The 14780-nt window shown below is 72.0% G+C and carries 11 protein-coding genes; 1 reads left to right on the forward strand and 10 read right to left on the reverse strand.

Going from position 1 to position 14780, the window contains the following annotated elements; translation table 11 throughout:
• Window positions 1–96 precede the first annotated feature (96 nt).
• The 5 genes from aceB to uraD form a co-directional block, all read right to left on the reverse strand.
• On the reverse strand, window positions 97–1644 hold the full coding sequence (gene aceB / locus KZ829_RS32830) for a malate synthase A (protein ID WP_220147710.1): 1548 nt from the start codon (window positions 1642–1644) through the stop codon (window positions 97–99).
• A gap of 106 nt (window positions 1645–1750) precedes the next feature.
• Complete coding sequence (locus KZ829_RS32835; protein ID WP_220147711.1) at window positions 1751–3103, reverse strand: 8-oxoguanine deaminase; 1353 nt, start codon at window positions 3101–3103, stop codon at window positions 1751–1753.
• A complete protein-coding gene (gene pucL / locus KZ829_RS32840; RefSeq protein WP_220147712.1) occupies window positions 3100–3969 on the reverse strand; it encodes a factor-independent urate hydroxylase in 870 nt (289 codons plus the stop codon). The genes KZ829_RS32835 and pucL overlap by 4 nt, the downstream gene beginning before the upstream one ends.
• A gap of 3 nt (window positions 3970–3972) precedes the next feature.
• Window positions 3973–4332: a hydroxyisourate hydrolase gene (gene uraH / locus KZ829_RS32845; protein WP_183215469.1), complete on the reverse strand. Its 360-nt coding sequence runs from the start codon at window positions 4330–4332 to the stop codon at window positions 3973–3975.
• On the reverse strand, window positions 4322–4828 hold the full coding sequence (gene uraD, locus KZ829_RS32850) for a 2-oxo-4-hydroxy-4-carboxy-5-ureidoimidazoline decarboxylase (RefSeq protein WP_220147713.1): 507 nt from the start codon (window positions 4826–4828) through the stop codon (window positions 4322–4324). The genes uraH and uraD overlap by 11 nt, the downstream gene beginning before the upstream one ends.
• Window positions 4829–5087: 259 nt before the next feature.
• Between uraD and KZ829_RS32855 the strand changes: the two genes are divergently transcribed.
• Window positions 5088–7808: an ATP-dependent RNA helicase gene (locus tag KZ829_RS32855; protein ID WP_220147779.1), complete on the forward strand. Its 2721-nt coding sequence runs from the start codon at window positions 5088–5090 to the stop codon at window positions 7806–7808.
• A gap of 908 nt (window positions 7809–8716) precedes the next feature.
• Here KZ829_RS32855 and KZ829_RS32860 read toward each other — a convergent pair.
• From KZ829_RS32860 to yidD, 5 genes are all read right to left on the reverse strand, one after another.
• Complete coding sequence (locus KZ829_RS32860; protein ID WP_220147714.1) at window positions 8717–11371, reverse strand: putative bifunctional diguanylate cyclase/phosphodiesterase; 2655 nt, start codon at window positions 11369–11371, stop codon at window positions 8717–8719.
• A 28-nt stretch (window positions 11372–11399) separates the two neighbouring features.
• Complete coding sequence (locus KZ829_RS32865) at window positions 11400–12122, reverse strand: PP2C family protein-serine/threonine phosphatase (protein WP_220147715.1); 723 nt, start codon at window positions 12120–12122, stop codon at window positions 11400–11402.
• A gap of 81 nt (window positions 12123–12203) precedes the next feature.
• Window positions 12204–13244 carry a hypothetical protein gene (locus KZ829_RS32870; RefSeq protein WP_220147716.1) on the reverse strand — a complete coding sequence of 347 codons (1041 nt, stop codon included), beginning with the start codon at window positions 13242–13244 and terminating at the stop codon, window positions 12204–12206.
• Window positions 13241–14419, reverse strand: a complete 1179-nt coding sequence (locus KZ829_RS32875; protein ID WP_246636657.1) for a transporter substrate-binding domain-containing protein — start codon at window positions 14417–14419, stop codon at window positions 13241–13243. The genes KZ829_RS32870 and KZ829_RS32875 overlap by 4 nt, the downstream gene beginning before the upstream one ends.
• 44 nt (window positions 14420–14463) lie before the next feature.
• Complete coding sequence (gene yidD / locus KZ829_RS32880; protein WP_188126736.1) at window positions 14464–14715, reverse strand: membrane protein insertion efficiency factor YidD; 252 nt, start codon at window positions 14713–14715, stop codon at window positions 14464–14466.
• Between the last annotated feature and the right edge of the window lie 65 nt (window positions 14716–14780).

Genomic DNA, 14780 nt, shown 5'->3' on the forward strand with positions numbered 1-14780 from the left:
CCGCCGCACAGCGGCGCCCCTCCGGGGCTACCCACGAGCGCTGATCGCGCCCGTCTTGCCCTGCCTTCACGCGGTGCCCGCCGTCGCGGCGGCGCGTCAGTCGATGGAGTCGTAGGCGGCGCTGGTGAGGAAGTCGGCGAAGTCGTCGGCGAGAGCGACCAGCTCGAAAAGCTTGCGGGCGTCGTCGTAGCGCCCGGCCGCCCAGGCCTCGTCACCGACCGTCTCGCGGATCTTCGCGAGCTCCTCGTCCTCGATCCGCCCGACCAGTTCCGCGGTGATCGGCGTGCCGTCCTCGAGCTTCACCCCGTTGTGGATCCACTGCCAGACCTGGGAGCGGGAGATCTCCGCGGTGGCGGCGTCCTCCATCAGGTTGTGGATCGCGACGGCGCCGTTCCCGCGCAGCCACGCCTCCAGGTACTGCAGGGCCACGTTGACGTTGTTGTGCAGCCCCGCCCGGGTGACCGCCCCGCCGGTGCCGGCCACGTGCAGCAGGTCCGCGGCGTCGACCGCGACGTCGGGCCGCTTCTTGGCGAGCTGGTTGGGCTTGTCGCCGAGCACCCGGTCGAAGATCTCCTTGCAGACCGGGACCAGGTCGGGGTGGGCCACCCACGAGCCGTCGAACCCGTCGCCGGCCTCGCGCTCCTTGTCCTCCCGCACCTTGGCCAGGGCGACCTCGTTGACCTGCGGGTCACGACGGCTCGGGATGAAGGCGGCCATGCCACCCATGGCGAACGCCCCCCGCTTGTGGCAGGTGGAGACGAGCAGTTCGGTGTACGCCCGCATGAACGGCGCGGTCATCGTCACCGCCGCGCGGTCCGGCAGGATCATGTTCGGGTTGTCGCGGAAGTACTTGATGATGCTGAACAGGTAGTCCCAGCGACCGGCGTTGAGCCCGGAAAGGTGCGGCCGAAGGCTGTAGAGGATCTCCTCCATCTCGAACGCGGCCGGGATGGTCTCGATCAGCACGGTCGCGCGGATCGTGCCGACCGGGATGCCGAGCGCCTCCTGCGCGTAGGTGAAGACGTCGTTCCAGAGCGCCGCCTCCTTGTGGGACTCCATCTTGGGCAGGTAGAAGTACGGCCCGCTGCCGCGCTCCAGCAACTCCTTGGCGTTGTGGAAGAAGTAGAGCCCGAAGTCGACCAGCGCGCCGACCGCCGGCTCACCGTCGACCGGCAGGTGCCGCTCGTCGAGGTGCCAGCCGCGGGGGCGCATCACGATCGTCGGGTACGGCCCACCGTTCAGCTCGTACGTCTTCTTCTCGGTCTCGAGCGTGATCGTGCGCCGGATGGCGTCGTAGAGGTTCTGCTGGCCGTCGACGACGTTCGACCAGTGTGGGGTGTTCGCGTCCTCCAGGTCCGCCAACCACACCTTGGCCCCTGAGTTGAGCGCGTTGATCGTCATCTTCCGCTCGGTGGGCCCGGTGATCTCGACCCGCCGGTCCTGGAGATCGGCCGGCGCGGGCGGCGCCGTCCATTCAGCCGCGCGGATGTCCGCGGTCTCGGCAAGGAAGCCCAGCGTGGCCCCGGCCGCGATCTCCGCTCGGCGCGCGGCACGCGCCTGGAGGAGCTCGTTACGGCGAGGCCGGAAGCGCCGGTTCAGGTCGGCGACAAACGCCAGGGCCTCGTCGGACAGGATCTCGGTCATCGTTGACGATTCCTCTCAGTGTGGTTACTCCCCCGTACCGTAATCGAGCATTATTCATGGTCCTTCCCACCGGTCTACCACCCCCCGGCCGCTGTGGCTTACTTCTCTATCCGGCGTCCATGAGTCGCCGATGCGCCCGCCGGGCATGCTCGGTGAGGGTGTCGGCATCGGCGTTGACCAGCTCGCCGCGCTCGACCACCGGACGGCCGCCGACCAGCGCCAGGTCGACCCGCGCCGGTGGGCCGAAGACCAGCGCCGCGACCTTGTCGTCGATGCCGTCGTGCCCCAGCCCGTCGAGCCGCCACATCACCAGATCGGCCAGCTTGCCGACCTCCAGCGAACCGAGATCGTCCGCCCGGCCGAGGCACCGGGCGCCGCCGATGGTGCCGAGCCGCAGCGCCTCCCGCGCGTCCATCGCCGTCGGACCGCCACGCGACCGGGCCGTGTAGAGCGCCTGCCGCAACTCGGCCCCCAGATGCGAGACCTCCTGCGAGGCGGACCCGTCGACGCCCAGCCCCACCGGGACGCCGTGGTCGAGCAGCTCGCGAACCCGGGCCATGCCGGCGCCGAGCCGTGCGTTCGAACTCGGGCAGTGCGCCACGCCGGTCCCGGTGGCGCCCAGCTTGGCGATCGCCGAGTCGTCCAGGTGCACGCCGTGTGCCAGCCAGACGTCGTCACCGAGCCAGCCGACGCGTTCCGCGTACTCCACCGGGGTGCAGCCGAACTGTTTCCGGCAGAACTCCTCCTCGTCGTCGGTCTCGGCCAGGTGGGTGTGCAGGCGCACCCCCTTGCGCCGGGCCAGCGTCGCGGCCTCCTCCATGAGCCGGGTCGTCACCGAGAACGGCGAGCAGGGGGCCACCGCGATCCGCAGCATCGAGTCCGGCGACGGGTCGTGCCAGCGGTCGACGGCCTCCTCGGTGGCGGCGAGCGCCTCGTCGGTGTCTTCGACGACGTGGTCGGGTGGAAGGCCGCCGTCCTTGCGGCTCAGGTCCATCGAGCCGCGGGTCGGATGGAACCGCACGCCGATCGACCGCGCCGCCTCGATCTCCGCGGCCAGCACGTCGCCGCCGTCGCGTGGGAAGACGTAGTGATGGTCCATGCTCGTGGTGCAGCCGGACAACGCCAGCCAGCCGAGGCCCGCCCCGGCCGCCGCACCGACGATCTCGGCGTCCAGCCGGCCCCAGATCGGGTAGAGCGTGGTCAGCCAGCCGAACAGCGTCTCGTCCAGCGCCAGACCGCGGGTCGCCCACTGGTACAGGTGGTGATGCGTGTTCACCAGACCGGGCGTGACCAGGCAACCGGAACCGTCGACACGGCGGGTGCCCTCGGGCACCGCGGTCGCCCGGCCCGCCCCGACGGCCGCGATCCGCCCGTCGTCGCCGACCAGCACGTAACCGGTGGTGTGCTCCCGCCCGGCCGGGTCGACGGTGGCGACCGCCGCGTTCTCGACGAGGATCACAGCCACCATCCCGCGGTCGCCGGCGGCGCGTCGTCGCGGGTCACGCTGCCCTCGATCAACCCGTACGGCCGGTCGCCGGCGATGAACACCTCGTTCGGGTTGTCCAGCCCGAACGGCGACAGGTCGGCCAGATAGTGATGCCTGTTCGGCAGCGCCAGTCGCACCTCCGCCACCTCGGGCCGGGCCTCCAGGAGCCGGCTGCCCATCGCATACAGCGTCTGTTGCAGCGAATAGCTGTAGGTGCCGACGAAGGCGCCGACCAGCGCCTCCAAGGCGCCCTCGAACGATTTCGCCCAGTCGGCACTGTCCCCACCGTCGTCACGGTGCCGCCAGCGGGCGTCCACCGCGGTCGCCAGGATCCGGTCGGTGGCCGGCGGCAGGGTGGTGAACTCGTCCTGCACGAAACCGTGGAACTCGGAATCCGTCGAGTTCAGCAGCACCAGGCCGGTGACGCCGGAGACCACCTGGGTGGCCTCCTCGGTCACGGTGACCACCGTGGTGCGGGTGTGATCGCCGCGCCGCCGGAACGAGTGCGGGCCGAGCCGATCCCACGCGAACGACTCGATCGACACCTTTGCCCCGTGCACCTGTGGCTGGGTGGCGACGAAATGCCGCGCCAGGAGCAGGGCGAACGCCTCGGGCTCGCCGACCCCGTGCTTCCTGGCGAACGCGTACACCGTGTTCTTCATCGTGTCGGTCGGCAGGACACCGGAGTTGTCCCCGGTCAGGTGGGTGGCGGTCAGGTCGCCGGAGAGCGCGGCGCTGACGTTGAAGTCGACCAGGCCGTGCGTCTCCCCGTCGCGGTGCACCCGGACGAGACGGGTCTCCGCCTTGCCGTAACGGTTCGGTCCGAGAACGATCGCCAACGGTCAGCTCCCTCGGTAGGTGGTGTAGCCGTACCGGCTCAGCAGCAACGGCACGTGGTAGTGACGATTCGGGTCGTGCACGTGGAAGGCGATCGTGATCTCCGGGAAGAAGCAGTCGCCGCCCAGATAGGGCTCCACGTAGAAGAAGAGGCGGTAACCGCCGGCCTGCCAGGCGTGCATCGGCACCTCGTAGCGCAGGCGGCCGTCGTCGTCGGTGCGGCCCTCGGCGATGGTGCCCCAGCCGTCGGCGTCGCGGCGCTCCAGCCGGACGTAGACGTCCCGGGCCGGCTCGCCGGTCACCGTGTCCAGGATGTGGGTCGAGATCCGGGCGTGGAACTCGGCCGTCACGCCGTCAGAGGGCATCGAGCACCCGCTCCAGCCGCAGCCGCGCGATCCGGCGCAGCTCGTCGGACACGATCGCCCGCTCTCCCGCGTCGTCGTTGCCGAGGCGCTCCCGTGCCACAGCGAGGATCTCGGCCTGCGTGCGGCCACTCGCGAAGATCAGGAACACGTGCCCGAACCGGGCCTCATACTCCTTGTTCGCCAGGATGAGGGCGGCCTTGGTCTCCTCGTCAGCGCTGACCGCCGCGGCCGACTGCTCCACCCGGGACCAGGCGGCCTCCTTGGACTCCCCGGCGGCGCGCTCGCCGATGCGTGGGTGAGCGGACAGCCCGAGCAGCACATCGGACCAGCTCAGCGCCCGTGACGCGGCGTCGGCGGAGGCGAGGATCGCGGCCCGGTCGGCATAGGGCCGACCCGCGGCCACCCGGCCGGCCCAGGCGGGCGCCGCGCAGCAGGCGAGCAGCTCCTCCTCCAGACGCTCCGTGGGCAGAGCGTTGAAGACATCGACCACACCCATCGGTCACCCCCTCGTCGATCTTGGCCAGTCAATCAGGCACGGCCCGCCGTGTGCACCGGCGGACCGAAGAATTAACAGGGCTCGTTCGTCCGCCACCCTGCCACGAAACACGCAAGAAAATCTCGCCTGTGGACGACGCCGGTGGGCGTAACGGCTTCTGTGGACAACGCCCGTTCGCGCCGGGAATGTGGTAGGCGGTGGGCGGCCTGTGGACAACCGCGGAAGTGTCACAGGGATGAGCCAGACTGGGCCCGTGCTCATCGCCGCCGACGCTCTTCCCGACCTCCCGGTCCGCCCCGTGCTGCCCCGGGTCGCCACCACCCTCGCCGACTCCGGCGCCGCGGTCCTGGTCGCCCCACCCGGCACCGGCAAGACCACGCTGGTCCCGATGGCGCTCGCCACCGGCGGCCGGGTCATCGTGGCCGAGCCACGGCGGGTCGCCGCGCGGGCGGCCGCCCGCCGGATGGCGTCGCTGCTCGGTGAGCGCCCCGGTGGCCGGGTGGGTTACGCGGTGCGCGGCGAGCGTCAGGTGTCCCGCGAGACCGTGGTCGAGGTCGTCACCACCGGTCTTCTGGTCCGGCGCCTACAGGCGGATCCGGAGCTCGCCGGCACCGGCACGGTGATTCTCGACGAGTGCCACGAGCGGCATCTCGACTCCGATCTGGCGCTCGCCTTCCTGGTCGAGGTCCGCGCCGCGCTCCGCCCCGACCTGCGCCTGCTCGCCACCTCGGCCACCGCGGACGCCGACCGTCTCGCCACGGTCATCGGTGAGCCGGGCACCCCGGCGCCGGTGGTCACGGCGCACGCCAGGGCCCATCCGGTCGAGGTGGTCTGGGCTCCCCCGGCCGGCCCGGTGACGCCACCGCACGGCCTGCGCGTCGACCCACGCCTGCTCGACCACGTGGCCGTGACGACGCGACGTGCCCTGTCCGAGGGCGACGGCGACGTCCTGGTCTTCCTGCCCGGAGCACGGGAGATCGAGACGGTCGCCGGCCGCCTCCGCGATCTGGACGCCGACGTGGTCACCCTGCACGGCCGCCAATCCGGCTCGGCTCAGGACGCGGCGTTGCGGGCCGGCCCCCGGCGCCGGGTGGTGCTGGCCACGGCGGTCGCCGAGAGCAGCCTCACGGTCCCGGGGGTCCGCGCGGTGGTCGACGCCGGGCTGAGCCGGGTGCCCCGGATGGATCACGCCCGCGGCCTCGGCGCCCTGGCCACCGTGCCGGTCTCCCGCTCCAGCGCCGACCAGCGCGCCGGGCGAGCCGGCCGCGAGGCGCCGGGCCGCGTCTACCGGTGCTGGTCACCGGCCCTGCACGACCGGCTGCCCGCCCAGCCCGAGCCGGAGATCGCGGCCGCCGACCTCACCGGTTTCGCCCTGGACCTGGCTCTCTGGGGCCATCCCGACGGCGCCGGGCTCGCCCTGCCCGACCCGCCACCGGCCGGCGCCCTCCGCGCCGCCACCGCCGTGCTGCACGATCTCGGCGCCCTCGATTCCGACGGCCGGGTCACCTCACGCGGCCGCGCCCTGGCCGGCGCCGGCCTCCACCCGCGCTGGGCCCGCGCCCTCCTCGACGGCGCCGTCACGATCGGAGCCCGGCGCGCCGCCGAACTGGTCGCCGTCCTCGACGACGACCGGGCGGCCACCGACGACGTGGTCGCCGCGTGGCGCCGCTCCCGAGCCACGAACGACGTCGTTTGGCGGGCCGAGGTCCGCCGCTTGACCCGCGCCATCGACCGAGCCACCCAGCCACCACACCCGGAGTCCCCATCCCCCCGCGACACACCCGCCCAGATCGCCACGCCCGCCCCGGGAGAGCAAGCCGCCCGATCCCACCGCGACACACCCACCCAGGCCTCCAGCCCCGGCGAACGAGCCGCCCGATCCCACCGCGACACGGCCGCCCAGGCACTCACCACGGGCGAGCCGGCCGCCTCAACCCGCCACGGCACACACGCGCGGGTGCCCGCCCCGGGTGAGCGGGTCGCCCCGCCCAACAGCCCGGCGTTAGGTGACGACCTGGCGGCCGGGCTGGTGGTGGGGCTGGCGTTCCCGGAGCGGGTGGCGCGGGCTCGGGAGCCGGGCGGGCGGGCGTACCTCATGGCCGGTGGCACCGCGGCCGAACTGCCGGCGGGGAGTTCGCTCGCCGGCACACCGTGGCTCGCCGTCGCGAACGCCGATCGGCCGGCCGGGGCACGGGTGGCGCGGATCCGCGGTGCCGCGCCGATCGACGAGGAGACCGCTCGGGAGGTGGCCGCGCCCCTGCTCACCGACACCACCGAGATCGGCTGGATCGACGGGGACGTGGTGGCCCGGCGGGTTCAGCGACTGGGGGCGATCACGCTGGTCTCCGGTCGGCTGAGCGATCCCGACCCGGTGCTCGTCCGGGAGGCCCTGATCACCGGGCTGCGGGATTCGGGGCTCGGGTTGCTGACCTGGAGCCGCAACACCGAGGAGTTGCGGCAGCGGTTGGCCTTCGCGCACGCGGCGCTCGGCGATCCGTGGCCGGACGTGTCCGATGCCGCGCTGCTCACGAGCCTGGAGGACTGGCTGGATCTCGGTTCCGCCCGGCGCCGGGCCGACCTGGCGAAGCTGGACGTCGCCGCCGCGCTGCGACGTCTCGTGCCGTGGCGGGTGGCGGGCCGTCTGGACGAGGTGGCCCCGGAACGGCTGCCGGTGCCCAGCGGCTCACAGGTGCGGATCGACTACCGGGATCCGGCGGCGCCGGTGCTGGCGGTGAAGGTGCAGGAGGCGTTCGGCTGGCGGGAGGCGCCACGGCTGGCCGACGGCCGGGTTCCGGTTCTGCTGCATCTGCTGTCCCCAGCCGGGCGGCCGGTGGCGGTCACCCGGGATCTCGGGTCGTTCTGGGTGCAGGGCTATCCGCAGGTGCGGGCCGAGATGCGTGGCCGCTACCCGCGTCACCCGTGGCCGGAGGATCCGACCACGGCGGAGCCCACCCGCCGCACCAACCCACGCGCACGGTGACTCGGTGCGGGCGCGCCCCTGTAGTGCCTTTGTGGTCGAGGTCCGCGTTTCGCTTCCGGCTTCTTTTCCGGTACGAGTGTCCTCGTCCCCGTCTGATCAGGGCCGTTCCGTCCGGTCGGCGCACGCTTGTCGCCTACTCCGGCCTGTGCCGCGCCCGCCGGGCTGAGATCGGTTGGATACCCCCGCACGTGCTGCCGCTCGCGCTGGGCGGGTGGTCGCGGTGGTGGTCACCAGGCATCCGGGGCGGTATTCCAGCCGTCACGCCACTCGCGCCAGGCGGGCGGTGGCGCTTGATGCCGGTCGCGCCAGGGAAATCTGCCTGAAAGTCACTCACCGTGATCTTGGGCGATCGTTGCCGGGCGGCGCGATCTTGCGCGACCGTGGTCGTCCGGCTGTATCCGGTAACCCAGGTTCTTCCGGCGAAAATAGATCATGAGCGATGATCTACCGCCGGATAGCAACCAGGAATCAAGATCGGCCCGAACTGCGATCACCCAACATCGCCGTTCGGGCTTTCGGGGTGAGCGCACACGGAAACCACTACGTGGGCGGCCATATGCCACGTAGGCGACCACGACACCGCCTTCGTGTGCGCCCCACCCTGGTGTAAGCGCGACAACCCGCCCCGAGTGACCGGCGCAACGGCCGAGAGCGGGCAACCCGGGTGCCTGGCCGGCAACACCGCGACCACCCACCCAGCGGGACCGAAAGGCGAGCGGGCCGTGACCGGCGGCATATGAGGGGGTGGCAACCCGCTCGGCCTGCCCGGGCACCGATCTCAGCCCGGCGGGCGCGGCACAGGCCGGAGCGGGCAGTGGGCGCGCGCCGACCGGACGGGACGGCCCTGAAAGGCGGCGACGACGACACGCGTACGAGAAAAGGAGCGAAACGCCGACCGCGAAAGATCTCTAGTCGGTGGGCGAGGGACCCAGCTGGGCGAGCGGCGCGGGAGCCCCGAAGAGGTAGCCCTGGCCCAGTGGGCAGCCCAGTTCCTCCAGGGTCGCGGAACGCTCGGGGGTTTCCAGGCCCTCGGCCACCACGGTGATGCCGAGTTCGGCGCAGATGGACAGCACCGAACGGCACAGGGCGCCGGAACGGTCCGAGGCGCTGGACACGTCGGTCAGGGTGGAGTCGAGTTTGACGATGTCGACCGGGATGGCGTGGAGCTGGGCGAGGGCGTTGAAGCCGCTGCCGAAGTCGTCCAGTGCCACCCGTACGCCCAAGGCCCGGAGCCTGCCCACGACGGCGGCCGCGCGGGGCAGGTCGGGGATGCGCAGCGTCTCGGTGATCTCGATGACCAGGCGGGCGGCCGGCACTCCGTGCCGGGCCAGCGCGGCGGCCACCGCGTCCTCCAGGCCCTGCTGGCCCAGCCTGCCGGCGGAGACGTTGACGTGCAGGTCGATCGGGCGGCCGAAGCGTTCGGCCAGGACCGCGGCGTCGGCGCACGCCCGGTCGAGGACGAAGTCGTCGATGGCGGCGACCAGGCCGGTGCGTTCGGCCATCGTGACGAAGACGTCGGGGTGGACCGGGCCCGCCACCGGGTCGGTCCAGCGGGCGAGGGCCTCCACCGCGACGGTCGCGCTGTCGCCGAGCCGCACTATCGGCTGGTAGTGGACCTCGAACCCGGCTTCGGCCGGGCTGCCGCCGTCGGCGAGGGCGCCCGCCAGCAGTTGCGGCAGGTCGGCGTTGGGGCCGGAGTCGCGGCGGCCGGTGTAGCGGATAAGGGCGCCCTTGCCGCGGCGCTTGACCGCGTACATCGCGGCGTCGGCGCGGCGCAGCAGCAGGTCGGCGGAGAGCCGGTCGCCCGGGTCCGCCGCGACCAGGCCGATGCTGACGCCGACCCCGACCGAGCGGCCATCGATGATGTACGGCTCCCGCAACGCTGCCATCAGCCGTTGCCCGATCGCCTCGGCCTCCGCGGCCCAGCTCTCCCCCACCGGCCCGGCGTCATCCGCCGACGGCACCGCCCCGGCTCCGGGGGAAAGGGTTGCGGCTCCAGAGTGCGGAACGGCCTCAGCAACCGGCCCGGAACCGGGCGCGGCCGTGGAAGCGCCGGCGGTTGGGGGACCGAACGCGGAGACGACCGGCACCGACCCGGCCGGCGGCCCGCCGTTCGGCTGGTGGGAGGCGGGCCGGCGAGAGGACGGGACGTGTGGCAGGACGGGTTCGGTGGTGCGCGAGGGACCGTCCACGGAACGGCCGAGCGGCTGACCGGGCGTGCTGGGGCCGCTCGTCACCCGTACCCCCGCGGCGGAGAGGATGTAGCGACGGCCTCGCGCCGCCATGCCCCAGCGGGACCGGAGACGGCGTCGCGGCGCGGGCGCGGGCTGGGGCGCCTGGTCGAGCACGACCGCGAACTCGTCGCCGCCCAGCCGGGCCACCAGGTCCTGCGGGCGCACGCAGGCCCGCATCCGCTCGCCGATGGCGTGCAGCACCCGGTCGCCCATGGCGTGCCCGAACGTGTCGTTGATGAGTTTGAAGTCGTCGAGGTCGGCGAAGAGGACGGCGACCGGCACCCTGTGCTGGTGGTGGGCGTCGATGGCGAGTACCAGGCGTTCCCGGAACAGCGCCCGGTTGGCCAGGCCGGTGAGCGGGTCGTGGTACGCCTGATGGTGCAACCGCCGCTGGGTTTCCGCGACCCGGTCGAACAGGACGGTGTTGTCCACGATGGTGAGCATCTGCCGGGTCACCACGAGGGCCAGCCCGAGCCAGCCGAGGTAGGCCTCGAACGGCGTGAGCGCGTTGCCCGCCACCGTTCCCGCCACCAGCACCGCCCCGGTCACCAGCACCGGCCCGTAGGGGAGTAGCAGGCGGAACCAGTCCCGCTGGAGGAGTTCGGCGGCCGGCCGGGTGAGCGCCGGACGGCTCGGGCTGAGCGCGGCCAGCGCGATGAACGCCGGCCCCATCAGATGCCCGGCGTTCTCCAGCCCGAGAAGCCAGGCTGAGCCACCGTCGAGGAGCCGGATCGTGTCGGCCACGCCGAAGGCGACGAGCGCCACACCGACGAGCCGCAGCGGCCGCCGCCCGGCGGGCGAGTCGGGCCGGGTGGTGAGCAGCAGCACCACCATGGTGAGCAGGATCAGGTCGGCGATGACGTAGCCGAGCAGGGCCGTCCCGGTCAGGTCGCCGAGCGGGTCGCCGGGGATCACCGACCAGACCAGGGCGAGCACCGAGCCGGTGATCAGCGCGCTGTCGATGACGAGGGCGATCTGGTCGCGCAGCGGCGACATCGGCACCGGCCGTGGGCGGGTGTGCACGGCGCCGAGCAGGCCGAGCAGCATGCAGGCGGGCAGCACCAGGTAGCCGAGGCCGTACACGGCCGGCGGCGGGTCGCCGAGCGCCCACCACACCCGGGTGAGCGTCCAGACGGCCAGGCCGGCCGCGGCGAACAGTCGCCACTGGCGCGGGAAGCCGGTCCGGCCGCGGCCGACGGCGATGCACACGGTGGCCGCGACGACCCCGGCGGTCAGCTGCGCCGTGGCGGTGAAGTGGCGCGGGGTGCCGAGGACGAGTTCACCGAACGCGACCAGGCCCAGGATCAGCGCCGTGGTGATGACTGCCACGAGAGCCACCTTCAGACAGGGGAGCGGGTCAGTCCCCGGCTGTCACGTCGGCGACTACCACCGTCACATTGTCCGGCCCACCGCCACGGAGCGCGAGATCGATGAGACGCTCTGCGCACGACTTGGGATCCTGGACAGTGCGCAGCTCCTCCTCGAGGACCGGGTCCGGCACCACACCGGTGAGCCCGTCGCTGCACAGGAGCCAGCGGTCGCCCGGCCGCGGCTCGACGATGACGTAGGCCGGGGTCACCGGTTCCCCCTGGAGAACCCGGGTGACGACGGCCCGCCGCGGATGCGCGGCCGCCTCCTCCGGTTTGATCAGTCCCTGGTCGACGAGCATCTGGACGTACGTGTCGTCCTTGGTGAGCTGGTTGAGGCGGCCTTCGCGCAACAGGTACGCCCGGGAGTCTCCGACGTGGGCCATGGCGGCCCGTTCGCCGTTGAAGAGGACCGCCGTCAGCGTGGTGCCCATGCCGGCGAGGGAGGGGTCGGCGGCCACCTGTTCGGCGATCCGGCCGTTGGCCAACTCCAGCCCGCGGTGCAGGGCGTCCATCTGATGCTCGGTGTCGATCGGGGTGTCGAGCGAGACCATGGCTTCGATGGCGATCCGGCTGGCCAGATCGCCGGCGGCCATGCCGCCCATGCCGTCCGCGACGACGAGAAGCCAATCACCGGCGTAGTGACAGTCCTCGTTGTTGCTCCGGACGTGTCCTTGGTCGGTCACGGCCGCCCACCGGAGGTGCAAGGTCATGGCGTGCAGCCTGCCAGGTCGGCGCCAACCTATCTACACGTGGTGGGCGGCATGTCGCACATGTCGTTGCTGAAAATACACTCAACCCCGGTCAAGCGGGCGCCCGAGGCACCGTGGATCGATTTCGGTGACGGTGCGTGTCGGTGCGATCCACTGGAGTGCGGACGCCTCGACCGGCCATCCCCGGACGGTGACGCCGCTCTCCGGCGGCTGTACCGCCTGCGGGCAGAGGGTCTTGGAGCGGACCTCGCCGTTCGGGATGAAGATCACCTCGCCGGTGGGCCGGAGCATGGTGGTGGAGGTGTCGTCGACCGCGATGAGCTGGCCGCGGACGACCCGGACCGGCTCCTTCTCCGGCGCCACCTCGACGGCGCTGTCCGGCAGCACGGGGGCGCGCAGGAAGACGACGCCGACCACGAACGGCATGGCGAAGGCCGCCGCCACGGCGGGCCAGTGGGTGGCGATCCGGGCCCATCGCTCCGGCACCGGACCGGTCAGGAGAGGACCGAACAGCGGGGGTACGGCGAGGAGCACCGCGGTCGCCCACTCCCCGGCACGGACCGCCGCCACCACCCCCGGCCAGACGAAGAGCCAGACCAGGATCCCGGTGAGGACCGGCACACCGAGGGTGAGCCACCACATCAGCCACGGCTCCCCCGGCGCCCCCTGCACCGCGGTGAGCCCGAGGATGGCGACGATCAGCATCATGAGCAGCGGCAGCATCCTCAACTGCCAGGTGAAGGCGGCGATCCCGGCGGCGATCACCACCACCCAGCCGGGCATCCGCAGGGCGGTCACCGCGAGGAACGAGTTGGCGGTCCGCCCCGGGACGCTGACCAGCAGGATGCCGCCGAGCACCCGGACCAGCAGGATGGCGGCCGGGATGGTCCAGCTCAGGGTGATGAAGAGCGCGCCGACCATGCCGAGCGGGTTGATGTACTGCACGAGCAGCAGCATGGTGGGCAGGTCCTGCCGGCTGAGGTACCACAACCGCAGCACGAGCAGCAGCAGCGGGAAGCCGGGCAGGACGGCGAGCAGCCAGTTCAGCTCGGCGCGGTAGCTCTGCCGGGGCAGCGGCCGCTCCTTGCTGACGGCGCCGGTGTGGATCTCGATCTCGCTCATCCGAGCGGGTCCTCCCACGGCAGCCAGCGCACGTCGGGCCGCTCGGCCCTCGGCTGGTGGGCCACCGCGATCGGGGTGTCGCCGTTGGCTTCCACCTCGACCTGGAAGTTGCGGTCGTAGGCCTCCTCCCAGCGGCTGTCCTTCGGATCCGCCCAGGAGCGGTAGAGGGTGAGGTCGACGAGTTCCTTCAGGGCGAGATTCTCACCGACGTTGACGCCCCAGCGCTCGGTGAGGTCCAGGCCGAGGTCGAAGTGCGAGTATTTGTCGGGATACTGGTTCTTCCATCCGGCGAGGATCGCGGCATCGGTGCTGACCGCCTCGACGTCCCGGATGTCGAGCAGGGCGAAGCACTCCCGGACGCGGTTCTTCTGGATCACGATGGCACCGAGTTCGCCGAGCGCGGACTGGCTGGTCGAGGTGGACAGGCTGCAGACCCGCTTGCCCTTGAGGTCCTTCAGCGCGGCGACCGGCGCATGGTCCTTGAGGGTCAGGACGGACTGCTCGGTGTCGAGGTAGCCCTGGGAGAACGTCACCCCCGGCCGGTCCTCGCGCTCCTGAGTGATGCTGTAGCTGGCGATCACCATCTGCACCGACACCCGCTCGCCGGAGACCGGATCGTTGGCCTGCATCCGGGCCCGGTCCTCGCTCTCCATGCCGTAGAACCGCACGTCCTCCCGGCGGAACCCGAGATCCTCCGCGATCATGTACGCCACGTCGATGTCGAAACCGGACCACTGCTTCGTGACCGGGTTGTAGTAGGCCGTACCGAATTGATCGTCCTTGACCCCGATCTTCAGCTCGGTCCACGAGTCGACGCCGGCCTGCTCACGCAGCTCAGCCACCGACGGCGGCCCGCCCACGAACAACCGCCCCAGCACCACCGCGATGGTGATCACGATGAGCAGCCCCAGCCCGGCCAGCCGCCACACCTTGAACCGGTACTCCCGGTCCACCACGATGGCGTTCTGGACCTCGGTGATGACCTCCTCGATCACCTCCTGCTGGGCGAGCGTCTGCGAGGCGATCTCCTCGGCGGTCGGCTCCGGCTGTCCCGGCGCCGGGGGCGGCGGGGTGCGCAGCAGCAGCCGGACCAGCTCCGGCGCCATCTGCAACTGCCGGGGCAGCCGCCACTGCTGACCCGGCTGCTCGCCCGGCGGCCTGTTCTCGTCCCCCATCGACCCGTCCCTTCGTCCCTGACGAGTCATGGTGCACGACGGTGTCAGGGAACGGGGTCCCCGGTGCCGAACGGGACACCGGGACGGCACCGGGCGAGCCGGCCCGCGGTGAGCCGCAGCCCGGCCCGCAGGCCGTGCCGGTCGATCGCCTGCAACGCGTAGGCGCTGCACGTGGGCGTGTACCGACAGCGGGTCGGCAGCTTCGGCGAGACCTTCCGGTAGCCGTGGATCGCGCCGACCACGACGCGCTCGGACCGGCTCTTCTCGAAGAAGAGCACCGAGGACAGCCGCACCATGGTGCTCAGCGAGAAGCAGTCGCAGCCGGGGATGTCACAGTCACAGGCCGGGTTGCACGAGTCCC

The sequence above is a fragment of the Actinoplanes hulinensis genome, from assembly GCF_019429605.1.
Lineage (GTDB): Bacteria > Actinomycetota > Actinomycetes > Mycobacteriales > Micromonosporaceae > Actinoplanes > Actinoplanes campanulatus.